Raw genomic sequence first — 23,997 nt, 5'->3', positions numbered from 1 at the left:
ATCCTTTATACTCTTAGATCTACAAGAAAAAATCTATTTTTTCTTACGTTGATCTACGAATACTTGCAATTTGTAACCAGTCCATATAGTTTCTCCAGGCTTTACCCATTCAATTTCTACGTCGTCCTTATCTAAGCCAATTCTTTCAGCCAATTTTTGCCTAGCTTCTTCGTCGTATTTTCTATCAGGATTTCTAGTAGTCTCTATCCTTATCTTAAGCTTATCCATCTCATTATCATAGACAAAGATATTGAACATACCAGTAGTATCTGGAATTTCGTTTACCGCATCCTCAACATAAATTGGTAACAGTAGCTTGCCCTTAACCTTAAACATCCACTCTACTCTTCCGGGTATTGGCTCCGCAAACCTCATGTGAGTTATACCATAAGTAGGATCAGGATCAGTTAAGAATTCGTTCTTAACGTAATCTCCTAAGCTGTACCTTATTAAAGGCATTGTGAAATGATTAAGTAAAGTGGCTATTAATTCTCCTCTTTCCCCTTCTGCAGCAGGTTCGTCAGTCTTAGGATCTACTATATCAAATATTTCCATGTCTTCCCAGACTACTAACTGCCCCGGTAAGTTAGGAACTTCTATCGCCATATGGCCATCTGTTGTTCCCCAAACGCTTATGGCAAGCCTAGCGTTAGGATGAACAGCGAAAAGTTTCTTCTTAGTATTTTCTGCAGCTGCTCCACCGTGAAGCAATAAAACCTTAAAAGGCGTTTCCCAACCTTCTTTCACAGCTTCTTCTCCTATTAATCTATGAAGCCACGGAGTAGTTGCTAAAACGTCGACTTTCCACAATTTAAATATTAGATTATGCCTATTCTTCCAACTAAAATATGTCTCACCGCCTCCAGCAATGGCTGTAGCACCACATCTCCACATTGCTGTTTCTACTAACGGAGGGCCCCAACTATAGAAACCGCTCATATTTAGATAATTGGCATAAACTGTAGTTGGTTTTACATCTGCGAAGGTCCACAAATACCTTGCTTGGCCTTCTTCAAAATAATCTAACTCTAATGCACCCCAACCTTGAAAAGTAGGCATTCCAGTTGAACCCGACGTTGCACCTACAAACCTTATTCTTCTAGCAAGTTCCGGAACCATGATTGTACCGAAAGGAGGATTAGACTGCAAATCCTTCCTTAACTCGTCTTTTCTCAGAATCGGAATTTTAACTACATCCCTCCAATCTTTTATCATGTCCGGCTCAAAGCCCTTTGACTTCCAGAATTTCCTATAAAATTCTGAATGATCCCAAGCCCATTTAACTATCCTTTTTAATCTAAAAGTTTTTAATTTCTCTAAATCTTCTCTTTTCATTGTCATTATTTTCGGGTTCCATAACTTATCTGAATGAATATAGTCAGTTCTAATAAATCCCTCATCTCTTAACTCCTTGTGTATAGCTTCGTATTCCTGGAGAACTAAACTCATTTCTCTCACCTACTTATACTATTTAAAAAATTTAAGCATATTTGTAGAATCCTTCCCCAGATTTTTTACCTATCTTACCTTCTTTAACCATCCTTATTAGCAAACCTTGAGGTTTATATGCAGAATAACCCTTGTTATATATATCCTCCAAATTCTTCAAGATGTTATCAATACCCAATTCGTCTGCAATTTCTAATAAACCTTTAGGAAAATTATATCCATACTTCATTACGTCATCAACTTCGCTAGGCTTAACTATATTATTTTCAACAAGCCAAGCTGCTTCATTAACTGCTAGAGAGAGCAATCTAGCTGGATCCACTTTTGACGTAGCAGGTAGCTTTACCTTTAAATATTTATTACCAGGATACTCGTAAAATCCTTTACCAGACTTAACTCCTAGCTCTTTTCTCGCAACCTTCTCCTTAAATAATTTACATGGCACATCAGAAGTACCTCTTTTTACTATGTTTTCCCAAAGATCTACATCTATATCCAGCCCAACGTAATCTGAAAGCTCAAAGATACCCATGGGAAGACCTATTTTATTCCTAGCACAACTATCTACTTCTTCTATACTAGCCTCTCCACTTTCAACTTCTCTACAAGCTTCCTGCATAAGTCTAAGGAATATTCTATTGCCTATAAAGCCAGGAACTTCTATCCTAAGCTTTACAGGAACTTTTCCCAAGCTTCTTGCCAACTCTACAGTTTTATTTGCCGTATCCTCTGAAGTATATTTAGACGGAATTACTTCAACTAATTTCATTATTTGAGGAGGATTAAAAAAGTGCATTCCTATAACCTTATCTTTTCTTGAAGTGAATTCTGCGATTTCAGAAATTGGTATTGAGCTAGTATTAGTAGCAAGTATTGCTTCCTTAGGAGCTATTTCGTCCAAACTTTGAAAAACTTTCCTCTTTAAGTCTAGGATTTCTGGAACAGCTTCAATAGCAAAATCTATATCCTTTGCAACGTCATAAGAAGTTGACATTTCAATTCTAGAAAGGATTACTGATGGATCTTCCTTAACGGTACCTTTTTCATAAAATTTTCTTAAAGACTCCTCCATTCTTTGCTTAGCTCTATTTAATATATCCCAAGAAATATCAATTAATTTAACTTGGTGCCCATATATTGCTAAAACTTCAGCTATTCCATGACCCATAGTTCCAGATCCAACTACAGCAAATTTCATGACTTTACTAATTACAGAGAAGTTTATAAGGTTTAAATTCCATTAAATAATTTATACCATGAAAGGAGCTGTTCTGTATAAATATAATGAACCTTTAAAAATTGAAGATAATCTACAAATTCAATCTCCCAAAGAAGGAGAAGTCAAAGTCAAAATTGTAGCTACAGGGATGTGCCATTCAGATGTCAACGTATTTGAAGGAAAAACTCCAGTACCTCCTCCTGTGATTGCCGGCCACGAGATTGCGGGAATAGTTGAAGAAGTAGGCCCAGGCGTTACTAGGGTTAAACCCGGAGATAGAGTAGTTTCAGCATTTATACACCCATGCGGAAAATGCAGAAATTGCATTTCTGGCCATGAAAACTTATGCGAAACGTTCTCCGCAGTAAGGTTAAAGGGCACAATGATGGACGGCACTACTAGGGTAAGACTTGACGGAAAGGAAGTTAGGACTTTCTTAGGTGGAGGATTTGCCGAATATGCGGTTGTAGGAGAAAACGCACTAACTGTAGTTCCACCAGAAGTCGATTTAGAGAAAATTGCAGTACTAGGTTGTGCAGGCCTTACTGGTTATGGAGCAGTAAACTCAGCAAAAATAGAGCCGGGAGAATCAGTTGCAGTAATAGGAGTTGGAGGAGTAGGATTATCAGTAATTCAACTGCTTAAGGCAAGCGGAGCAGGAAGAATAATAGCAGTAGGTACTAAAAAATGGAAATTAGATAGAGCAATAGAATTAGGAGCAACAGACGTAATTAACTCAAAGGAGACTGACCCAACAAAAGCAATAAAAGAATTAACTAACGGAGGAGCAGATGTAGTAATAGAGGCAGGCGGAAATGAAGAAACCATAAAGATAGCAATGGATTCCGTAAGAATAGGAGGGAGAGTAGTATTAGTTGGTTTACCTCCAGTTAATGCGATGATACCTTTCAGAGTTGCATCAATTGTTAGAAACGGAATAACAATAATAGGAAACTACGGAGGAAGGCCAAGAATAGACATGCCTAGACTTCTGGATCTAGTGAGACTTGGTAAATATGACCCATCTAAACTAGTAACAGGAAGGTTCAAATTAGAAGAAATAAATGAAGCAGTAAAATTACTTAACCAAGGAGAGGCAATTAGAAGTTTAATAATTCCAGATTAGTCACCAAAAGCTAGCATCAGTAGTTATTAAACCTAGAGAACGAGCAACGTCCCTTAAAGATATTACGCCAATTATTTTTCCGCCTTCAGTAACTACTAAATGCCTTATTTTATTATTAGTCATTAAAAGAGCAGCATCTCCCACTTCAGTACTTGCGTCTGCAGTAATTAGATTAGTCGACATAACCTTACTTGCTGGAGTTTCTAAAGGATAATCATCGGCTATTGCTTGTATTATATCTCTCTCTGTTATTATTCCTCTAGGAGTATCTCCATCAACAACTAGCAAAGAGCCTACGTTTTCTCTCCTCATCAACTTTGCACAGTCCTTAAGAGAAGCAGAAGAAGAAATAGTAACAGGAGGTCTAGTAATTAATTCTTTGATTGACATCCATTAAATTCTCGAACAGAAGTAAAAAAGAGTTACTGGTTGTTTTCACCCATAACCTCCTTAAATACTTTCTCTGACGTATAAAAAACGTCAACTCCTTCTTCACCTCTTTCAACAAACGTTATTTCCTCTAGGCCAGAGGGAGACTTAATCATGAAAGACACAACTTTGCCTGCAATAAAAGGAAAAACTTCGTAGTTTTCTTTTAATTTTCTGACCCTTTCTATTGCATCTAATAAACTAATGTTTAACTTCTGCATGTATTGAAGATAAAAAAATAAAAAAGGGACATAAGCGAAACTGACTTCCTCACCGCCTTATGGGGGTTCCCCTCATCGATTCGGAGAGGGTCAGAGGCCCATTTAAATTCATGATCGCAATAACATCACGATCGTTCCCATAACCACACAAGGTGCAGTGAAAGTGTCTAGAGTAATCTCAACCATCTTCTTGCCACACTTAGGACAAGAAACGGAAGAGTACCTGGGGTTAACATACTCCACATTCATTCCGTGCTTCTTAGCTTGCCACTCTATCCAATAACGTTCTATCCTTTATTAGATAGTAAATTTCTTTCATCAGCATATCTTTTCACTATTGATTATAATTGTATAAAAGTCCCCTAGCTTAAATTTGCCATTATCAGTCCTATCTTGGATTAATAATTCGCTTCGAGTGGACATAAAGTTTATATCCTATAACCAAAAATTTAACCTAGGCACAAGTAAGAAAGTTTTAAATATTTCAGCTTACTAATTATATCTCGCTCCGGTAGTATAGCCCGGTCAAGCCTAAGCGCGCCGAGAGTATGCAGGCCTTTCGAGCCTGTGACCCGGGTTCAAATCCCGGCCGGAGCACTCTGGGGGGATACCCCCAGACCCCCGATTTACGTAATTCTCAATTATCTTATCTAAAGGACCAACATAATGATGCCTCTGCTTCCCTTCATTATCCTTCTCTATAATGTAAACATAATACTTGCCTTTAATCTCTTTAATATAGAAATTAGAATTCACCCGACTTCCTCCCCGCCCTATGGGGGTTCCCCTCATCGATTCGGGCTTACATCTCTCATCTGAGGGGCAGTCGAGAGGGTCAGAGGCCCATTTAAATTCATGATAGCAATAACATCACGGTCGTTCCCATAACACACGAGAGGCGGTGAAAGTACCTACAATCAATCTCAGTCATCTTCTTACCACACTTAGGACAAGAGACGGAAGAGACCCGTAGCTAAAATAGAGAAGATTAGACTCTAAGTCCTTATTTTTGTTTTTGGTGGCAAATAAACGACAAGCCTCACCATTCCAGGGCGGAGAGGAAGTCAGAGTCTCATGGCCATAATAATTAATGTAGTGATTTAATAATAAGCTTTCTCCAATTGAAAGAGATTGGTTAAAGGGATTTGCATCAGAAATTCTTTATGTAAAAATAAAAAAGAAAGAAATATTAATCACTTATTAAATTATGGTTGGTAAATAGCTGTTGTGGATATGTTAATTATATTCCCTCCAATGTTTATCGTAAATGTTATAATGTAAGGACTATTTGGACTTAATGATTGTAAATTTCCAAAGAACATTGTTACCTCATTGTTACCAATTTGCAATACAGTAGGACTTATTGAAATCGGCATTATATTCACACCCTCAATTCTCGCAGATACAATGCTAGCTGGGGTTGATGAATATAACGTAATGTAAGCATAGCCATTATTCTTTATAGTCCCTTGACCAACCTGATAAACTTGGGGACCAAAAGATTGCTGTGTAGCAGTTGCTAACGGTTTTACTTTACCTAGACCTATATATGCCAAAATAAATCCGATGAAATTAAGAAGACCAACGGGTATTATTATTAAAATCCCACCAATCTTAACTAATCCTTCATTGTATATCTCACCAACCCTGTAAAACCCTACACCAATTAGTATCCCACCAATCAGAATTAAGAATTCTGCTAAAACTAATATTGGGAGTCCTATCAATATGATTGAAAGAAATGCTCCAATAATGGCAATAATTAGTCCCACTAGATAGATGGTAGTTCCGGTCCCACCTATTCCTACATCTCTACCTAAGCTTTTCAAGATACTGAACCCACTCTTTATTCTAAGTATACCTATTAGCCCAATAATAGCGCTAAGTAATACCAATACAACAATTCCTATTAGAGTGCCAAATATACTGCTGACTGCTCCGACAGCGCTAAGCGTACCAAGTGAAAACACAAAACCGAATAAACCTCCAGTAATAGCGATTATAACTCCTATTGAAGCTAATAACACGGAAATTATCAAAAAAAGGGAACCACTCCTTAAATTTTTTATACCTTCCATTTCTGAATTTTGAAGCGACATCGAATTATAGTTTAGTCACTCATTTATAAAAACTTTTCTCTCTTTTTCAGTATAGTTAGAATTTAACAATTTCAGCATTATTAGATGCATCAATATGCTCAACAAATTCAATACAACTTATCCTATTAGAGTAAATTTTTTCAAGATATAGTTACTAAATATAGGTATCTTGGCTGGGCAAGAAATATCACATTCCTTGCTGACGCACTTTTTGCAAGTGTTAACGTCTTTGGTCCTACATATCACCTTTTGTTAAATATTCCAGTGAAAGCGCTGAAACCACACCAGCCTTACCTATGGATATATTCCAAAAATTGAAGTTAAAAAGTAAAAGAACCACCATATGTATAGGTAAACATATCTGAAAGTCTAAGGAAGCATTATCCTCCCTAACCTATCATCAGGAAAAGATGAAATACGCCGTTCATTGGTACGAGGAAAAATCCACCTTAACTAGTCCCAAAAGTTATTTTGTTTTTTCTTGGCTGAAAATCGCTTATAGAACATATCAGACCATATGTGAGTGAACATACAAACTAGGTTATAATAAATACCCCTGCCAAATAATGCAATAACGATTAGGGAAAATACAAAAGGTGCAAAAGTTACGGGAAATCTCATGCCACTCATTCTGAGTTTGTATTGTAAGGGATCAAAGGTAAGAAGAATATTGGTATCCCAGTTAGAGTATCTAAAGTCCACGCCTTTAAATACCTTGTCTTAAACCACTCATAAACTAAATATAACCGCTCACCGTTGTTACGTAGTAAATGAGGGTAGGTAGTTGTAATTATAGTCATCAACGTTACTATCATTAGTTTATCAAGTAAATTGCACTTCATTATTATTATAATCATTACCAATTATTGTTATAAGGATTAAGCGAGAGTAAACATCGGTTTCAAGCCCTCTAAGGATCTCTACAAACTCCTGTAATAAATCAACAAGTGCCTTCATCGTCTGTGGTCCCGGGTTCAAATACCGGCCGGAGCACTAATTTTACATTAAATCGAAAGATTAGATAAGAGATTATGAGAGAAACTAAAAATCGTTTGGAAAACATAAACAATCTAACAAGCTCTCTTTGCGGGAAAAGAGGAATAATACCTATAAAAATCGAAATTAACGCTCCTATTAAAATATATAAGTTCATACTTTTTGTGACGAGAAAGAATACTAATGAGTCACTTTCGTTAATGAGAACAGTCGTTGTTTAACTTCATCTAAGATTTTTCTTATCTCCTTTTCTTTTTCTAAAAACGTTGAAAAAGTTACGAAAGCATCAAGAATTACGGCGTAGTCTACGGGATCAATTCCTTTAGGAATATCATTATCTTTTTTAATACAGAAAGAAATTCTAAAGCATTTCTTGCTATAGGATCCTTAGACTGACTTCCTCCCGCCCTGTAAAGGTTCCCTTCCAAGGGGTTCATAGTTCCTACCATCAATTCGAGTCTAGAGAACCATTTGAGGGGACTTTCACGCTGGTTGCCCCTCACTCGAGCTGAGGGATGGCGTCATTAACGTCTTGGGCTATCCATCCCCTTCCCTTAACCTCCATTTATTGTAATTCATAAATATGCTTATAATGGATTAGATGAGGATATAAGTCATCTTCATAGTAGAAAAGATGTAATAATTGTGCTAGGGGAATTAATAAAATCTGAAATAGATATAATTACTGCTATCTCGTTAAATGAGGAAGAGAAGGAATTGCTAGAGAAAATAAAGAAGAAGAAAATTGACAAACTTTAATAGTCAAGAAATTAAGAAAGTCATTATTTGTTTATTATTTCCGTTTTTATTACATCCATAACACTTTTCTCATCTCCTTGCAAAAATTCTGCATAAATAATTTGGTCATATTCTACTGCAAACCCTATGTTGTCTTTTAGTATTGTGTAATGGAAACCTTTGCATTCCTTACAATATCCTCTTAATATTTTCTTATTCCCTAGGTCTATTATTGTATATTTTATTTTCCCATCATTTTTAGGATTCAAATCTGATGTAAGTGAAATTTTTCTTGCTAATCTGAGCAAGGCTAATCCTAGGAGATCTTCGTAAGTAATTCTTTTTTCCCTCAATTTTTTGGGGATTTCAAATTCTCTGTTAACTTCCTCTTTTATCTTCATAATGTCTTTTATTGCTGATCTATATGGCGATAATTCCTTTACGCATTCTTTTGTAATTTCGTTAACTCCTTCCCTATCACCTATCCAGGCTAAAATCATCGCTTCTTTTAATTCATCCTCGCAATTCAAGGCCTAACCACCACCATCATTATATTTCCGTCTCCAAAAACGTAAGAAAGTAATGAGTAGTTATCTGGATATCTTAAACTCTCTGAAGTTATTAAATCTCTAATAATATTTTTCCTAACTATCGCTTTATCAAATTTTACTGAGGATCTAACGTTAACAAAAAGTAACGATTTTCCATCCTTGTCGCCTAGAAACTCCTTTAATTTACCATACTTCCCTACATGAATAAAAGTGTCAGTTATCATTCCCATGAATTTTACTTCCCTCAATGGTAAAATATCAAGTAATTTTACCCCAAACTTTTCTTCCAGGATAGTGTAAATTATTATTTCTCCTAATGCTCCAGAAATATCCCCAGAATAGTACTTCCCTCCCCACCTACCTAAAAAGTATGACAAATTAGAGGGTAAATCTTCAATTATCCTTGAAGATAAAATAGATGCAGGAATTAAGATCTTCTCGTCAATTTCTAATTCTTCCTTTTCTCCTTTTTCAAATTCTTCCAATATTCCATCAGCTATAACTTCCATATCGTTATCGTCATCTTTTTCGTCATGAGGAAGTAAGTCTGAAGGTATGTAAATCCAAGTAAGTTTTACTTTCACATTGATATTTCTTACTCATTAAAATAAAAATTTAGGGTTTTAATAGCACCTTACCTATCTTATTCTTATCCTTCAATAGTTCATACCCTTTATCTATCTCATCTATTCCAACAGTTCCAGCAATTATTGGTTGAATTTTACCTTCTGCAGTAAGTTTTAACGCACCTTCTACATCTTTTTTAGTCGCACTAGCATGGCCTATTATTTGAATATCTTTAAGTATTACGTAACCTAATCTAAGTTGATAAGCTTGAGAAGGGTCTACATTACCTATTTGTACTATTCTTCCACCCATCCATAACGATTTTAAGCTTTCATCAAAGGTTGGAGTTCCCACAGTGTCTATTACAACGTGAACATCTGAAATTTTCTTTGCTTCTTCAGCAAATTTTTTACCTACTATTACATGATCTGCAAATTTTTTAATAAAAGGCGCTTTTTCTTCTGAAGTAGTAACGCCTATTACTTTGGCTCCTAAAGCTTTTGCAACTTGTACTGCATGAATTCCTACTCCTCCACTGGCTCCAGTAACTAGCACAGTTTCTCCAGGCTTTAAATGTGCCCTCATTAGACCTCTGTAAATCATTCCCGTAACGCAAGGGACTAAAACTGCTCCTTCGTCTGGAGTACCTTTAGGAACCTTTACTAGGCTTGTAACTTTTATTTTTGCATATTCTGCAAAAAATCCGTCCAACTCTTCAGAGTATCCTAACCTAGAATGACAATAAGCTTCTTCTCCTTGTCTACAATACTCGCAAGTTCCGTCAGGGGCGTAAAGTAAAGAGACTACCTTATCTCCTTCCTCAAACCCTTCAACTTTCTTACCTTTTTGTATTATTGTGCCTACAACTTCGTGACCTAATATTACTGGGTATTTCATTCTTGGGTAATATCCTTGGAGTTGTAATAGATCTCTGTAACATAACGCTGCTCTATCTACTTTTATTATAACTTCGTCATCTGCAGGCTTTGGATCTGGAACCTCTTGTACTTTATATCCTTGTTTGTGACCTATAACAACAACTGCCTTCATTAGTTTAAACATGTTTATATTGCTTAAAAATTATGATGAAGGAAGCATTTTTTATACTTAGTAACGTAATTTAATTCGTGAAACTAAAATTACCTCCTAGGATAAAGGTTTTGGAAGCTTTAGGCGCAATAGCTGATGGAAGAATTACTAAGGTTAACGATCACTACATTGTTACTTCCTCGGAGGGGGATAGGAAATATACCGTAAAGGTTGAAGGGGAGAAGGTATTTAGTGACGATAATGGAACTAAGTTTAGGAATTATATAGGTTATCCTATCATTGCAGTTTTAATGCTTGAAGGTAAATTGCCTTTTGATAAAAGGATTTCTGAAGCACTTAAGGGTATAGATTGGAAAAAACTTAATGAGACATATAAGAATTATTCGGTTGTAGAACGTATAATAAAGGAAAAAGTGAGTAAAGAAAAAGGTATAAATGAGAGTGAAATTGATGGCATAATAGAGAGTGTTTTAAATGAGCTTAGAAGACATTCTTTCTACAAAGCTACCTGAACCACTTATTTACGTGAGTGAAGATGAGGTTAGAAGAATTAAATTCAAAATACAACGCATTTATAACAATAGCTGAAATAAAAGGAAGGGATAAGGGAAAGCTTAAAGGATTAACCTTTGGAATAAAAGATATTATACTAACTAAAGGGATTAAAACTACTGCTGGGTCAAAAATCCTAAAAGATTACATACCTAATAGGAACGCGTGGATAGTAGATAAAATCCTGGAAGAAGGAGGAACAATAGTAGGTAAAACAAATACTCACGAATTTGCGATAGGTGCAACGAATACTTCGTCTATTGCTGGACCTGCTAGAAACCCCTATGATCCTGAAAGAATAAGTGGGGGATCTAGTGGAGGTTCTGCAGTAGCTGTAGCACTAAAAATGGTAGACGTTGGCGTAGGAACAGATACTGGAGGGTCTATAAGAATTCCTGCTTCGCTATGTGGAGTAATTGGATTTAAACCGACCACTGGAATTATACCTATAGACGGAGTTATTCCGTTTAGTTGGACTTTAGATACAATAGGATTTATAACTAGGGATATTCCCACTTTAAGAAGGGTTTTAGATTCCGTAATACCTCCAGAAAATAAACGTGTCCTGGTATCCAAGGTAAGGACTAGGCCTAGGTTAGGAGTATTCTTATTTAAGGATGACCCTGCATCAAATTCTCTAAAAAGTATATTGAATAAACTCTCTTCGTACTTCGATTTAATTGATATTAGGTTAAATTTTTTAGAAGGATTCGGAAGCAATGTAAGGGGAACAATAGCCCTTGCGGAAGGTTCTTCGTATCATAGGGATTGGATAGAGTCAACTCCAGGGATGTATTTCCCAGATGTTAAGGAACTATTAATGCAAGGTTTGCAAATTAGAGCAATAGATTATATTGACGCATTAAGGGCAAGGAGAGTAATTTTCGAGGAATATGTTAGAGCTTTTGACAATGTAGATGCGATAATTTCTCCTACTACAAAAATTCCTGCACCAAAGATTTCAGAGGTAGTCGGAAGAGAAAAAGAATATAGAAAACTTTTGGTATCTAACACAGAACTATTCAATCTTGTAAATGCACCTTCTATTTCATTACCAGTCACTAAAGTAAATGACTTACCTATAGGATTAATGGTAAGCGGTTTACCTTATGAAGACGGAGTAGTATTAGATATTGCAGAAAAAATTCTTGAATTAACCGAGTGACTTTCTTATTAATGCCATTTCTTTTATGTACTCTTTCATTTCATCGTACTTCTTTTCCTTACAAGCAAGTAAGGCTAAAGAAGATAATAATACGTGTTTTTTAGACTCGTAATCATTACCTCCAATTTTTATTCCAATACTTTCAGCATACTTTACGTCCTCTTTTATTTTGTTAATAACTTCGTTATCTATGTTCCATATTTCCTTTAAATATTCTAGAGCATCGAGATTAACATACTTTCCACTCTCATTAAGGTCATGATTAAACATTATATAATTCTCTTTTAAGAAATCCCATTCTTCCTCTGATAACTTTGAAAGCGAAGATAATCCAATTATTTCTGGTGGAATACCTAAAGTGTACATTGCACCAACAAAACTAATTGCTCTAGGTAATGTTACTTTTCCAGTACTTCTGGCATAGCCAAATAAGCTTATGTGCAACTTTCTAGCTCTCCTTCTGGGCAAATTAAGTGCGATAAAATTTATTGCTGGTGCAAGAGCTTCTATTATAGGCTGATAAGAAGATACATAATTCTCAACAATTTTCTTCAATAAACCCTCTTCGTGTTCATCAAATACTCTAGGCTCTTCTACTTTGTTCTCATTAATTTTCTGAACGGCCTCTTTGACTTCTTTCTCGTCATAGTCATATTTAAAAGCTGACTGGATTGTAAAAGTATAAACTCCCTTATATTCTTTTAATGCATTCTCATAATTCTTAGGACTAAGATGGCCTCTGAAAGGTAGGGATCCTACTCCTATTATAGGGAATATTTCTATTCCTAACTCATTTTTCATTTTATATAATGCACTTATCGCAAATTTTGCCAAAAGTACTGCAGTCAGCATTCCATAATTCATTGCCGGATCTGATCTGGCTATGAAAACTCTCATGTAACTTGGCTTTATTACTTTATAATACCCGCCTACTATTTCCCTTATTCTTAATAAAGAGTCCTTGTCTTCAATTAAAGGAATAACTTCTACTCTTTTCGGATATATTTCGCCTACAAGATCCCTTACGTAAATTCCTTCAAATAGTTCAATATCTTCTTCTCCAGCAACGGCTTTTTCATAATATTTTGCAACAGAAACTAACTCTTGGTAATTGGTAGTAAAAGGTAAAATTACCTCAAATACTGGAATTACTTTTTTACCATAGAATTTCTCAGCTAGATCATACGCTACTGGAATACTTTCCATAGTCTCAGCGAAAACTTTTCTTTCTGCACCTTCGATTCTTGGATTTGGTAGTCTATAAGTTAAGAATACGTCCTGGCCTATTATATTCTCTTTAAAATATTCAGTATACAACGAAAGTAATTTTCTCACAACGTGAGTATCGACGTCCTTTCCTTCAGCGTCCCACATTACTTCGTGAATTCCTAAATTCATATAAGAATAATAAGCTTCTACCACTTCGTCATCCCCTTCTATTACTTCACTTTTTGCCCATTCTGGAACTCTCGCATTATCTGGATGTTGTGTAGACATAGTTTTAGGGATCTTTCTCATTTGGAGGGTATTATCTAAGTTAAGGCTTTTAAATATTGCTTAGAAATTAGTATACCATGCTAGACGTAGGTCAAGAGGCACCAGATTTTGAAGCAGAGTCCACTTTAGGTAAGATTAAATTATCTGATTATAAAGGAAAGAAAAAAGTTATCCTTTACTTCTATCCTAAAGCCTTCACCGCAGGATGCACAAGAGAGTTACAAAGATTCGTACAACTATATGACGAAATAGTAAAATTGAATGCAGAAGTTATAGGAGTTAGCGCTGATAGCCTTTCTTCTGTTAAAAAATTTGCTGAAAAATATGGGGCAAAATTCCCTCTTATAGGAGATAAAGAAAAGAAAATCATAAATTCTTATGGGGTCTTAAATGAAAAAGGAACTAGTGCTCAAAGAGTTACCTTTGTTATTGACGAGAATGGTAAAATAACTCACGTTTTTAAGAATCTTAAAAAAGCTGAAGAACACGCCGATAAAGCTTTAGAAGCAATAAAAAGTTAAATGACTCTAACATATGGTTTTTTCTTAAAAGATTCCAACGGATTATTTATTACTTCAGGAATTTCATTTACTAAATCACTAGGAGTTATATGATTTCCGTACTTAGCATAAGCTAATGAACCTGCTAATCCATTTATAAATGCTCCTATGGAGGCAGAGTCAAATGGAGATAAGCCTTGCGCCATTAATGTAGCAACAATCCCAGTAAGAGTGTCGCCTGTTCCTCCTACTGTCATTCCGGGATTGCCGGTCTTGTTTAATCTAAATCTTTCACCATCGGAGATTACATCAAAGTAACCTTTTAATAATACTACACAATTAGCTCTCTTTGCGCTATCAATTACTTGGGAAATTCTCTCTCTAGGATTATCTTTTACGTCGTAACCAAAGAATATTTTAAACTCTCCTGCATGGGGTGTAATTACTGCAAAGGGATAAAGAGTAAATCCTTTTATGGATTTTAATGCATCGGCATCAATAACAACGGGCTTATTTATTTCCTTTAAGTAAGTAACGATTTCCTTTGAAGCTTCAACTGTTTCCTCTGCTAAGCCCATTCCCGGGCCTATAACTATAGCATTGGACTTTTCTATCCATGGTTTTAACTCCTCTAAATTACCAGGGTTAATATTTTCTCCATTCAACTTTATCGCTATTAAATCTGGAGAATATGAGGCTATCGTATATGCGGTTTGCCCAGGAGAAGCTATGTAAACTAAGTCAGCTCCTGTCCTTAATGCAGCTAACCCTGCTAGTGCAGGTGCACCGCTAAAAGTTTTACTACCACCTATTATTAATACTCTACCACCTGCACCTTTCCTACTTTTCATTTCTCTCTTCTTTATATTAACCATAAGATCTCCGGGCCCTACATATATTTCAGCTTCTGGAGGAATTCCTATATTTTCAACTTTTATCTCAAAATTAAACTTTGATAAGCCTGCCTTCATATCGTGAAATGTAACTACTAAATCAGGAACTACGTAATCTCCAGGCGTTTCGCCCGTATCACTATCGACTCCAGAAGGCACATCTATCGAAACCTTAAAGCCTTTACTCTGGTTAAAGACTTTAATTGCGGTTCTAAATGGTTCTCGAGGCTTTCCTGAAAATCCAGTACCCAGCAGTGCGTCTATTAGAATATCTCCTTCTACTGGTTTAAGTTCCTCCGGATCTTTTACTGTAATTATGTTAATCGAATAATCCATTTCTTGAACTGCGGCTAAATTAAGTAATGCGTCTTTATGCTTATTTTCTCCCAGTAGAATTACAGTTACTTTAGCTCCTTCAGCAGCTAAATGCCTTGCTGCAACTAAACCGTCCCCACCTTTACCCCCATGACCAACAAAAACGTAAACAGTTTTGCCTTTAACATTACCTAGTTTTTTTATAATTTCATCCTTTACGCTTCTGCCTGCGTTTTCCATTAATAATAAAGTAGGAACCCCTAATGCCTCCGAGTTTATCTCTAATGCCTTCATCCTTTTAGTTGTTATCATGAATCTGACTTCCTCCTTACCTTGAAAGGTTCCCTTTCAAAGCGGCTCGTCGTTCCCACCATCGATTCGGGTGGCTCAGAGACTCCCCATTAGAAAAGGTTGTGCGAAGACTTTCATTCATAATGTCTAGCCCCTTAAAGAAAGGAGATGATGGTTGCCCCTCCCACAGTCCCATTGAGCTGGGGAGGAGCGTCATTAACGTCACTAGAAGAAAAATAGATAAACAAATATTTAAACTTTCTATAAGGGGCGAAAAGCCTCACCATTCGCGGTAGACTCAAAATATTTTTACAAAAATAACCCTGATATAATAATATATCATTCATAGAAGATAAGAGAATTTATAACAATATGAAAGATTTAAGGTGAGAGAGAGGGCGCATCACCACCTGAACCTCAGTCTTCCTTACCAAAATAATCTTCAAAAACAAGGATATAAATTACTTTCCTGCTTAACTTCAAAAAGAAGTAGGTAAAACTCTCGTCTCAGCGTGCATCTGGAAAATTAACTTTCAGTTTCGGGTTACTTCTTCACTATTCAGCATTGAAGTCAATCATCATTATCATTTAAATACTTTATTTCATACTAATTAACGTTACCTCTTTCTTTCAAGCTAGTTGCAAGTATGTAATATTATGTTAGCTGTATTATTTAGGCATTTTAATTAAAGTTTATAACCTTCTTCTTTTATATTATTTCAGTGATCCTAAATGGCTCTTGGAAAGGAGACCGAAATGGGATTAAAGGAACTATTTAAGGCAAACGCGGAAGACTATTTAACTCTAACATTTTTGGCAGATAAATTAGAGGCGTTAGGAAGAAAAGAAGAAGCTAAATTACTAAGAGAAAAAGCAAGAGTAGAGTATGGACACGCAATGGGTATATTTGAAAAATTATTACAGAATGCAGACGTAACAAAACTTCTTGGAGAATTTGTAAAGGAAGAAGATCAAGAACATGTAGCAGAATATGATAACGTTGCGATGAAAGCAAAAGAAGAAGGACATCTAGATGTAGAAAAGATGTTATGCTCGTATGCTGAACAAGAGAAAGATATAGCTGAGAGTACAGCAAAGGTATTAGCATTGTTAAGCGACTTTGCAAGAGAGGAAGATATGGAGCACGTTTCAGAGTACAATGATGTTGCTATGAAAGCAAAAGAAGAAGGACATGCGGACATAGAAGCAATGCTCTGTGCATATGCTGAACAAGAGAAGCAAATAGCAGAAACAGCAAAGAAAGTCGCAAAAGCCTTATAAGCTTTTTAATTTTTTGTATTACCTTTTTCTACTTCGTATAGTTTATATATGTAACTATCGTATTTTCATATAATGATTATAGGTTATGTTATTGGTGATGCCACGCCTCAACAAGCTACCATGCTCGCAGTTAAGCCCGTTAGGTTAGGTCTTTACGTAACAATGGAATATGATAACGAAAAAGTTCTGGGTTTGATTACAAACGTTACAAGAGGAAGCCCAATGATAGATGGAAATACGATAGATGTGGGAATTGTGGAGAGATTAAATAGGTTTGATGGCAAGATCCCTCATTATATTAAAGCTACTGTTAAACTCCTTTACAACTTAAATTCAAATTCTCAACCCGATTTACCTCCTATCGCAGGTACACCAGTAAGTTTAGCGGAAGAAGAGGAGTTAAGGAAGATATTTTCTGAAGGAGATATTACCTTAGGCAGGTTAATAGGCACAAACGTTCCGGTGAATATAAGGGTCGGAGCATTAACTAGACATCTAGCAATACTTGCTGCTACAGGGAGTGGTAAGTCTAATACCGTGGCCGTTCTTTCTCAAAGAATAGCAGATATTAAAGGATCTGTATTAATATTTGATTACCACGGAGAGTATTACAGAAGCGATATACATCCTTTACATAATATAGAGCCAAAATTAAATCCTTTATATTTAAATCCTAGAGAATTTGCAACATTGTTAGAAATTAGAGGCAATGCTCCTATACAGTATAGGATTATAAGGAGAGCGTTCACAGAATATCAAAAGTCTGTTCAAGAGAAAATTAAATCTGGAGATATTGACTTTGAAAAATTAAATCAAACGTTTATAAAGGATCTAGAAGATTTGATAGATAACCAAGAAGGTAAAGGAGCTAAAAAGGACTCAGTAGACGAAGTTAAGAATAAGCTAGAAGAGTTCGCTGACAAATATTCTGGAATTATTGACCTAACTTCTAAAGATATAATTTCTAATCTAAAAACGCATAGTGTTAATGTTGTTGATATAAGTCCTCTGGACGAAGATGCAATGGATGCAATAGTATCTCATTATTTGAGAAGAATACTTGACGCAAGGAAAGAATATAGAAGAAAAGGAACTGGTCTAAGATTCCCGGTAATTATAGTAATAGAAGAGGCACACGTATTTTTATCTAAAAATGATGACACATTGACTAAATTCTGGGCCTCTAGAATTGCAAGAGAAGGTAGGAAATTCGGCGTTGGATTAATAATAGTTAGCCAGAGGCCTAAAGGTTTGGATGAGAATATACTAAGTCAAATGACAAATAAGATTATTTTAAAAATAGTAGAGCCTTCAGATAAAAAATACGTACTAGAAGCTAGCGATAATTTAAGCGAAGATCTTGTAGAACAGCTTTCCTCACTAGGAGTAGGAGAAGCGCTAATAATAGGAAACCTTGTTAAGATTCCAGCATTCGTTAAAATTGATTTATTCAATGGTACGCTAGGCGGAACTGATCCAGATATGAGGAGAGAATGGGAAAAAGCGGAGGAAGAAGATAAATTACATGAAAGTTTAGCAGACTTCGGGTGAATATATAATGCAAATTCTTCATATTTCTGATACTCATCTAGGTGCAAGAAAGTATAATCTTGACTCTAGAGAAGAGGATATATATGAAACATTTACGCAACTTATTGATTATGCAATAAAAGAGCACGTAGACGCGATAATTCACACTGGAGATTTATTTGATACCTATCATCCTCAAATGACTGCTATGAAAGTTGCGATAGATAATTTGAAGAGAATACAAGGAAAAATACCATTTATTGGCATTGCTGGCGATCATGATACTCCTAAGAGGAAAGGAGCAATTTATCCCCAAAGAATTTTAGCAGAATCACTAAACTTACTAGTTTTCCTAACTGGTGATGAAAAAGGTTATGAGATAAATAAAGATAATATAAGATTGAGAATTTACGGGATAAAACATATACCTACGGTAGCTAGAGAAACTTTACTTAAAAAATTATCATCAATAAAACCTGAAGGAGATAGAAATATCTTAATGCTTCATCAAGGCTTAAGAAGTAAATTACCTTATGAAGGAGCTTGGCAATTAGAAGAAGGAGAATTACCTAAAGGATTTGATTATTACGCATTTGGACACTTTCATTCTAGGTCTATAGAAAATCTTGGAGATGGAAAATTAGGCATAGCAGGTTCTCCAGATATAATTAGAGATGACGAAATAGAGGCATGGGAGAAAGATGGGAAAGGAGGTTATTTAATAGATTTGTCAAAGAAAGAGGTTGAAATTCAGAAAATAAATACTGATATTAGACCGCAAAAAATTGTTACTATTAATACAAAAAATTTGGACAATGAAATTAACGATTTAATAAAGATTTTTTCAAAATGTAAAAAGAAGCCTATACTACATATTATACTAGAAGGAGAAGCCGTGAGTAAAAGCTTACTATTCAAAAAGCTTTCAATATTAGAAAGCGTAACGGAATTTTACAGAGTAGCTAAAGATAATACAACTTACGGAGAAGAAAAAAATGTAGATTTACCCAAAGATAGTACTATTTCTCAAATTATAATGAATTATCTTAAAAATTTTGGCTATACCGAAGAAGAATCTAAACTTATTTTAGAAATAATTAATAATTATGATTCAGATGATATTTATACTATTATTAAAAAATTTGCTGGTGTACAATAATGAAAATTGAAAAAATATTTTTACAAAATTTTTTAAGTCATGAAAGCTCTGAAATTAACTTTAAAGGAAGCATAAATGCCATAGTTGGGCAAAATGGAGCCGGCAAAACATCAATAATAGACGGCATTGTATTTTCATTGTTTTCAGAAAGCTCTAGAGGAAATATAAAAAATTTAGTTAAAAAAGGTAAATCAACAGGGATAGTTCAAACCGAAATTAGAGATGGTAATAATTTATACTTAATAAAAAGAGATATAGCAAACAGTTCTAACGATTTTATTGCAAAAAATAATATAGGCATTGCAAGAGGTAGAAAGGAAGTAGATAGAAAAATCCAAGAGATATTAAAACTAGATAAGGATATTTTGCTTTCTACAGTAATCATAAGGCAAGGAGAAATAGAAAATATATTTAAGGAATTACCTGATGTTCTTAAAAAGATATTAAAAATAGAGAACTTAGAGAAATTAACTTCTTCCACAGGGCCACTATACTCTGTTCAGAAAGAAATTGAGAGCGAACTAAAATACTTAGAAAATAGAAAAATTGAATATGAAAATAAGAAACTGGAAAAAGAAAAATTAGAAAAAGAAATAGAAGAGAGCAAGAAAAAACTAGAAGACCTTAAGATCAAAAAATTGGAAAAAGAAAAAGAGATAAAAGATAATTCAGCGAAACTCGATGAGCTAAAAGGAAAAAGAGATAAGTATTTAGAATTAACTGGTAGGCTTTCTTTTTTAACTGAAAGAAAAAAATCTATAGAAAAAGATGTAGAAAATTATGATAAAATAAAAAGTGAAAAAGAAAAATTAGAAAAAGAAATAGAAGAAAATAGTTATCTTGAGGGAGGAGAGAGCTTACTTAGCGAATTGCATGAGTTAAGAAAATCTGAAAAGAACTTAAAGGATCAATTAAATACCTTAGAAAAGGAAATAGAAGAGTACGAGCAAAACTTAACTAAAAAGATTAGCTTAGAAGATGACGCAAAAAGATATGAGGAATTAAAAGAGAGAAAGGAAAAAATAGAAGAAGCTTATAACGAATATAATTCCTTGAAATCCTTACTAAATGATAAATTAAAGAGAAAGGAAAAAATAGAAAACGAAATAAAGTCTCTAGGAAATATTCCTTCTTTAGATAATGTGAATGAAGAGGTAGAAAATATTGAAAAAGAAATAGATAATCTGCAAAACATAAAGGGTGCTATGAAAGGAAGGAAAGAACAATTAATTCAAGTTATAAAGAATTTGGAAAATATTAGAGAGAATAAATGTCCAGTTTGTGGTAGGGAGCTTACAGAAGAGCATAAGATAAAAATTAAGATTGAAGCCGAGACAGAAGTTAAGGACATAGAGAAAAAACTTTCAGATGTAGAGAAAAAAGTTGAAGAACTAAGAGCTAGAAAGAGTGAACTTAGTAATTTAAGATTAGAGATAATATCTAAGCTTACAAAATTAAGGAAACTTAACGAAGACCTTACTAGAATCTCGCAAGAAGTACAAGATATTCAAACTAAACTTAAAGAGCTAGAGAAATCTTACAAAGAATATAGTGAAATTAGAGAAAAGCTAATATTACTAGAGCCTAAGTATAAGGAGTACCTAAAGGTAAGTAATTATAATGAGAAAACACTAGAGGAGAAAAAGAATAGACTAAGCTCAATAAAAGCCGAACTTGATGACTTGCAAAAAAGGATTAAAGGATTATTAGAAAAAATTGGAGATGAAAGAGAATTTGAAGGCAAACTGAAGCTATATAAGGAAAACAAAAATAAATTGGATAAACTAAGAGAATATTTCATAAAAATTGAGAGCGAGAAGAATGAATTGGAAAAAATTAGTAAGGAAATTATTGAACTTGAAGAAGAAATTCGCCAATTAAACTTCAATGAAGAAGAATTCGAAAATCTAAATAAGAAATTGGAAGACTTGAATAATGAGAGAATCAACATAGAAAAGGAAATATCTACTATCGAAGGCAAAATAAATGCAAGCAGTGATCTATTGGTAAATCTAAATTCTGAGCTTAATAAGATCATGGAAGACTTGAATAAAATTCCAAAATTGCAAAAAGCAGTAGATAGAGTGGAAAAACTAAGGAAGATACTTGGCGGTAGTGGGTTGCAAAACTATATAATATCTATATTCAAATCCAGAATAGAAAATAATCTTAATGATATATTAAATATGTTCAACTTATCATTCTCTAGAGTTACTATTAATTTTGAAATTGGAGGAAAAACGCAGAAGAGTAAAGTTATAATTAAAGCATATAACACTGCTGGAAACGATTTAGATATAGAATCTTTAAGTGGGGGAGAAAGAATATCTATTGCCTTAGCTTTAAGGATAGCAATAGCTAAATCTTTAATGGACGAGATAGGTTTCATGATAATGGACGAACCTACAATTCACTTAGATGAGGAAAGGAAGAAAGAATTATTAAATGTTATAAAATATTCGATGAATATAATTCCTCAAATAATTATAGTTACTCACGATGAAGAAATTAAGGAGATATCAGATTATATCATATCAGTAATTAAAAAAGGAGATAAAAGCATAATAAAACAAGGTGAGTACATTGATTGAGAGAGCTTATGAAGAGTTTGCTAATAATTACCCAAAAATCTTGGAAAAGATAAGGTTTTACAGTAATTCGATAAACGATTCTGTTAAAGATAAACTAAAGAAAATATGGATAGATTATGAACCCACTGCAGTTAATAAGAGTTTTATTGCTATCGATGGTGGAGAATTTGTAAAAGAATTAAGAGTTGGTACTATATTCCTTACTAATGCTGAGGCTGTATATGGCGAAGGAGTAAACGTTAGCTCGATAGATAATGAAATAAAGATGGGAGTTTTTAGGCCTGGAAACTTTGCTAAAGAAAGAATTTCTGAAATAATGAACATCTTGGAACTTTCTTTAGCATTAAGGAACGGTAATAAAGCTGAATATATACTAATGGACGGAAGTTTAAGGAAAAAACTTAATAATGGAAAAGATATTGAAGGAGAAGAGAAGGATCTAGATGAAATAATAAACGACGAAAATGAGGAAGAGTCTTTAAAGAATTTAATACTAAAGTCTCAAATTCTCATTTCTAGATTGATACAAAATTATGATGGCAAAATTCTGTGGATTTCCAAAAACAGTAAGGGGAGAGAATTATTTGGAGAAAATATATCAGATATAACAGTGATTGAGAGTTTAACTGAAAATCCAGGTTTTACTTTGCCTTTTGTTCATACAATCGATGAAAAAATTTTAGCTAAAAATAAGGAAGTAAAAAATCTTGAAGGCGTTGAAATTAGTTCGTTCTATATTAGGTTAGAAAAAGGCCAGAGAGTTCTTAAAGTTGATTTGACAGGAAGAATAGACGATGATGGAATTAAAAAGATAATGGATAGTCTATATTCCGTATCAATAAAGGGTTACCCGTATCCTTTGTTAAAAGTTCATTACGATGTTAAAGTTAACAAGGAAGATAGACAGAGAATTCTTAGTATTCTTGGGCTTAATCATATGAGAGGAAATAGTTGGTGGCCTAATCAGTTCTTTTAGATTCAAATTGAACTGTAACATGATTAATTCCATATTTTTCTGAAAGTATTTTTTCTGCAACTTCTCTTTTATCGTCAAGCTCTTTTAATGTGATATTAGGATCCTCTTCTATATGGAGAGTTGCCACTTTATAATGGTCACAAATTATCCAAACATGAATATGGTGCACTTTAGGAAATACGGACTTCAAGTCATCTTCAATACGCTTTGTATCAATGGGAGATTTTTCCATAATAATATCTAAATATGTATTAAAATACTTAAAGTTATAAATAATCATTGTCCCTAGGATTATAAACGAGAAGATTGGATCAAATTGATAATATCCGGTTAATATAATAAGAAATCCCGCTAATGCACCTAAAACGTAAGAAAGAACGTCAGATATTACATGAACGTTAATACTTTCTTTTACGCTATTCCCCTTCTCTTCATGCTCATGAGAAAAGGAAAGTATTAAAGCAGAAATTAATGAAGCAAAAAGTACGTAAAACGGGTCATCTTTAATCCCCATCATTAGATATATTACTGAAATTATCACACCTATAATAGAACCAAGAATTATTATACTAACATTAAGTAAAGATGAAATAACTTCTAGTCTATGTAAACCATAAGTATAATAAGAATTTACCTTATTTACTAATTTTAAGAAATAAAATGAAAGAGAAACTATTAAAGCATCAAGGAAAACGTGAATTGCTTCCGATATAAGAACTGCACTTTTAGCTAATATCGAAGTTATAACTAAAAATACGAAGACTCCCCAAAAGCCTATTATCGATCTCATCAAGATAAAACT

Annotated in this window: 21 protein-coding genes, 1 tRNA gene and 3 pseudogenes; 10 read left to right on the top strand and 15 right to left on the bottom strand. The window is 34.2% G+C overall.

Translation table 11 applies throughout. The features are described from left to right. Positions 1–33: 33 nt before the first annotated feature. Together D1867_RS09020 and D1867_RS09015 are read right to left on the bottom strand one after the other, a co-directional pair. Complete coding sequence (locus D1867_RS09020) at positions 34–1,449, bottom strand: acyl-CoA synthetase family protein (RefSeq protein ID WP_155863841.1); 1,416 nt, start codon at positions 1,447–1,449, stop codon at positions 34–36. Positions 1,450–1,480: 31 nt separating this feature from the next. Then, the gene (locus D1867_RS09015; protein ID WP_155863840.1) at positions 1,481–2,647 is read right to left on the bottom strand and encodes a 3-hydroxyacyl-CoA dehydrogenase; all 1,167 of its coding nucleotides are present in this window, start codon (positions 2,645–2,647) and stop codon (positions 1,481–1,483) included. A gap of 58 nt (positions 2,648–2,705) precedes the next feature. Here D1867_RS09015 and D1867_RS09010 point away from each other — a divergent pair, with 58 nt between their 5' ends. After that, positions 2,706–3,794, top strand: a complete 1,089-nt coding sequence (locus D1867_RS09010) for a zinc-binding dehydrogenase (RefSeq protein WP_155863839.1) — start codon at positions 2,706–2,708, stop codon at positions 3,792–3,794. On the opposite strand, the gene D1867_RS09005 is transcribed toward D1867_RS09010, so the two are convergent. From D1867_RS09005 to D1867_RS08995, 3 genes and pseudogenes are all read right to left on the bottom strand, one after another. Beyond that, positions 3,795–4,184 (bottom strand): CBS domain-containing protein, encoded by a 390-nt coding sequence (locus tag D1867_RS09005; RefSeq protein WP_155863838.1) that lies wholly within the window; start codon positions 4,182–4,184, stop codon positions 3,795–3,797. It lies immediately after the preceding gene. Positions 4,185–4,216: 32 nt separating this feature from the next. Next, complete coding sequence (locus D1867_RS09000; protein WP_155863837.1) at positions 4,217–4,444, bottom strand: hypothetical protein; 228 nt, start codon at positions 4,442–4,444, stop codon at positions 4,217–4,219. Positions 4,445–4,493: 49 nt separating this feature from the next. Then, positions 4,494–4,729 (bottom strand): annotated as a pseudogene (locus tag D1867_RS08995) (zinc ribbon domain-containing protein); the annotation flags it as partial. A gap of 220 nt (positions 4,730–4,949) precedes the next feature. On the opposite strand from D1867_RS08995, the gene D1867_RS08990 reads away from it, so the two are divergent. Next, positions 4,950–5,041: transfer RNA gene (locus D1867_RS08990), tRNA-Glu, on the top strand. 33 nt (positions 5,042–5,074) lie between these two features. On the opposite strand, the pseudogene D1867_RS08985 reads toward D1867_RS08990, so the two are convergent. From D1867_RS08985 to D1867_RS08960, 7 genes and pseudogenes are all read right to left on the bottom strand, one after another. After that, positions 5,075–5,236: pseudogene (locus D1867_RS08985) on the bottom strand (putative integrase); the annotation flags it as partial. After that, a pseudogene (locus tag D1867_RS12475) lies at positions 5,233–5,408 on the bottom strand (RNA-guided endonuclease TnpB family protein); the annotation flags it as partial. The pseudogenes D1867_RS12475 and D1867_RS08985, both read right to left, overlap by 4 nt. A gap of 241 nt (positions 5,409–5,649) precedes the next feature. Continuing rightward, entirely contained in the window at positions 5,650–6,543 is an 894-nt protein-coding gene (locus D1867_RS08980; RefSeq protein ID WP_155863836.1) for a DUF973 family protein, read from the bottom strand. 626 nt (positions 6,544–7,169) lie between these two features. Further along, a complete protein-coding gene (locus D1867_RS08975; RefSeq protein ID WP_162309165.1) occupies positions 7,170–7,400 on the bottom strand; it encodes a hypothetical protein in 231 nt (76 codons plus the stop codon). A 921-nt stretch (positions 7,401–8,321) separates the two neighbouring features. Then, complete coding sequence (locus D1867_RS08970) at positions 8,322–8,807, bottom strand: hypothetical protein (RefSeq protein ID WP_155863834.1); 486 nt, start codon at positions 8,805–8,807, stop codon at positions 8,322–8,324. Continuing rightward, complete coding sequence (locus tag D1867_RS08965; RefSeq protein WP_155863833.1) at positions 8,804–9,412, bottom strand: hypothetical protein; 609 nt, start codon at positions 9,410–9,412, stop codon at positions 8,804–8,806. Before D1867_RS08965 ends, D1867_RS08970 begins: the two co-directional genes overlap by 4 nt. 31 nt (positions 9,413–9,443) lie before the next feature. Beyond that, positions 9,444–10,445, bottom strand: coding sequence for an acryloyl-coenzyme A reductase (locus tag D1867_RS08960; protein WP_155863832.1), 1,002 nt, complete (start codon positions 10,443–10,445; stop codon positions 9,444–9,446). A gap of 77 nt (positions 10,446–10,522) precedes the next feature. Here D1867_RS08960 and D1867_RS08955 point away from each other — a divergent pair, with 77 nt between their 5' ends. Next, positions 10,523–10,957 carry a hypothetical protein gene (locus D1867_RS08955; protein WP_338078019.1) on the top strand — a complete coding sequence of 145 codons (435 nt, stop codon included), beginning with the start codon at positions 10,523–10,525 and terminating at the stop codon, positions 10,955–10,957. 23 nt (positions 10,958–10,980) lie between these two features. Further along, on the top strand, positions 10,981–12,162 hold the full coding sequence (locus D1867_RS08950) for an amidase (protein ID WP_155863831.1): 1,182 nt from the start codon (positions 10,981–10,983) through the stop codon (positions 12,160–12,162). On the opposite strand, the gene ppcA is transcribed toward D1867_RS08950, so the two are convergent. Continuing rightward, positions 12,151–13,680, bottom strand: coding sequence for a phosphoenolpyruvate carboxylase (gene ppcA, locus D1867_RS08945; protein WP_155863830.1), 1,530 nt, complete (start codon positions 13,678–13,680; stop codon positions 12,151–12,153). The two genes, D1867_RS08950 and ppcA, sit on opposite strands and share 12 nt — an antisense overlap. A 56-nt stretch (positions 13,681–13,736) precedes the next feature. Here ppcA and D1867_RS08940 point away from each other — a divergent pair, with 56 nt between their 5' ends. Next, positions 13,737–14,180: a peroxiredoxin gene (locus D1867_RS08940; RefSeq protein ID WP_155863829.1), complete on the top strand. Its 444-nt coding sequence runs from the start codon at positions 13,737–13,739 to the stop codon at positions 14,178–14,180. Here D1867_RS08940 and D1867_RS08935 read toward each other — a convergent pair. Beyond that, the gene (locus D1867_RS08935; RefSeq protein WP_155863828.1) at positions 14,177–15,679 is read right to left on the bottom strand and encodes an NAD(P)H-hydrate dehydratase; all 1,503 of its coding nucleotides are present in this window, start codon (positions 15,677–15,679) and stop codon (positions 14,177–14,179) included. The genes D1867_RS08940 and D1867_RS08935 overlap by 4 nt on opposite strands. Positions 15,680–16,390: 711 nt before the next feature. On the opposite strand from D1867_RS08935, the gene D1867_RS08930 reads away from it, so the two are divergent. The 5 genes from D1867_RS08930 to nurA all read left to right on the top strand — a co-directional run bounded on the left by D1867_RS08930 (position 16,391) and on the right by nurA (position 23,195). Continuing rightward, positions 16,391–16,939: a rubrerythrin gene (locus D1867_RS08930; RefSeq protein WP_155863827.1), complete on the top strand. Its 549-nt coding sequence runs from the start codon at positions 16,391–16,393 to the stop codon at positions 16,937–16,939. Positions 16,940–17,011: 72 nt separating this feature from the next. Beyond that, entirely contained in the window at positions 17,012–18,490 is a 1,479-nt protein-coding gene (gene herA, locus D1867_RS08925; protein WP_155863826.1) for a DNA double-strand break repair helicase HerA, read from the top strand. A 7-nt stretch (positions 18,491–18,497) separates the two neighbouring features. Beyond that, complete coding sequence (gene mre11 / locus D1867_RS08920; RefSeq protein ID WP_155863825.1) at positions 18,498–19,628, top strand: DNA double-strand break repair protein Mre11; 1,131 nt, start codon at positions 18,498–18,500, stop codon at positions 19,626–19,628. Further along, a complete protein-coding gene (gene rad50, locus D1867_RS08915) occupies positions 19,628–22,219 on the top strand; it encodes a DNA double-strand break repair ATPase Rad50 (RefSeq protein WP_155863824.1) in 2,592 nt (863 codons plus the stop codon). Before mre11 ends, rad50 begins: the two co-directional genes overlap by 1 nt. After that, positions 22,212–23,195: a DNA double-strand break repair nuclease NurA gene (nurA, locus tag D1867_RS08910; RefSeq protein ID WP_155863823.1), complete on the top strand. Its 984-nt coding sequence runs from the start codon at positions 22,212–22,214 to the stop codon at positions 23,193–23,195. The genes rad50 and nurA overlap by 8 nt, the downstream gene beginning before the upstream one ends. Here nurA and D1867_RS08905 read toward each other — a convergent pair. Continuing rightward, positions 23,179–23,985, bottom strand: a complete 807-nt coding sequence (locus D1867_RS08905) for a cation diffusion facilitator family transporter (protein WP_155863822.1) — start codon at positions 23,983–23,985, stop codon at positions 23,179–23,181. The two genes, nurA and D1867_RS08905, sit on opposite strands and share 17 nt — an antisense overlap. Positions 23,986–23,997 lie beyond the last annotated feature (12 nt).

The organism is Acidianus infernus (assembly GCF_009729545.1).
GTDB lineage: Archaea > Thermoproteota > Thermoprotei_A > Sulfolobales > Sulfolobaceae > Acidianus > Acidianus infernus.
Note: the sequence above shows the minus strand (reverse complement) of the source record. Positions and strands in the feature narration are given on the sequence as shown.

Excerpts from the sequence above, each read along its gene's own strand:
- D1867_RS09020 (WP_155863841.1), bottom strand. The coding sequence starts at position 1,449 with ATGAGTTTAGTTCTCCAGGAATACGAAGCTATACACAAGGAGTTAAGA.
- D1867_RS09015 (WP_155863840.1), bottom strand. The coding sequence starts at position 2,647 with ATGAAATTTGCTGTAGTTGGATCTGGAACTATGGGTCATGGAATAGCT.
- D1867_RS09010 (WP_155863839.1), top strand. The coding sequence starts at position 2,706 with ATGAAAGGAGCTGTTCTGTATAAATATAATGAACCTTTAAAAATTGAA.
- D1867_RS09005 (WP_155863838.1), bottom strand. The coding sequence starts at position 4,184 with ATGTCAATCAAAGAATTAATTACTAGACCTCCTGTTACTATTTCTTCT.
- D1867_RS09000 (WP_155863837.1), bottom strand. The coding sequence starts at position 4,444 with ATGCAGAAGTTAAACATTAGTTTATTAGATGCAATAGAAAGGGTCAGA.
- D1867_RS08980 (WP_155863836.1), bottom strand. The coding sequence starts at position 6,543 with ATGTCGCTTCAAAATTCAGAAATGGAAGGTATAAAAAATTTAAGGAGT.
- D1867_RS08975 (WP_162309165.1), bottom strand. The coding sequence starts at position 7,400 with ATGATTATAATAATAATGAAGTGCAATTTACTTGATAAACTAATGATA.
- D1867_RS08960 (WP_155863832.1), bottom strand. The coding sequence starts at position 10,445 with ATGAAGGCAGTTGTTGTTATAGGTCACAAACAAGGATATAAAGTACAA.
- D1867_RS08950 (WP_155863831.1), top strand. The coding sequence starts at position 10,981 with ATGAGGTTAGAAGAATTAAATTCAAAATACAACGCATTTATAACAATA.
- ppcA (WP_155863830.1), bottom strand. The coding sequence starts at position 13,680 with ATGAGAAAGATCCCTAAAACTATGTCTACACAACATCCAGATAATGCG.
- D1867_RS08940 (WP_155863829.1), top strand. The coding sequence starts at position 13,737 with ATGCTAGACGTAGGTCAAGAGGCACCAGATTTTGAAGCAGAGTCCACT.
- D1867_RS08935 (WP_155863828.1), bottom strand. The coding sequence starts at position 15,679 with ATGATAACAACTAAAAGGATGAAGGCATTAGAGATAAACTCGGAGGCA.
- D1867_RS08930 (WP_155863827.1), top strand. The coding sequence starts at position 16,391 with ATGGCTCTTGGAAAGGAGACCGAAATGGGATTAAAGGAACTATTTAAG.
- herA (WP_155863826.1), top strand. The coding sequence starts at position 17,012 with ATGATTATAGGTTATGTTATTGGTGATGCCACGCCTCAACAAGCTACC.
- mre11 (WP_155863825.1), top strand. The coding sequence starts at position 18,498 with ATGCAAATTCTTCATATTTCTGATACTCATCTAGGTGCAAGAAAGTAT.
- rad50 (WP_155863824.1), top strand. The coding sequence starts at position 19,628 with ATGAAAATTGAAAAAATATTTTTACAAAATTTTTTAAGTCATGAAAGC.
- D1867_RS08905 (WP_155863822.1), bottom strand. The coding sequence starts at position 23,985 with ATGAGATCGATAATAGGCTTTTGGGGAGTCTTCGTATTTTTAGTTATA.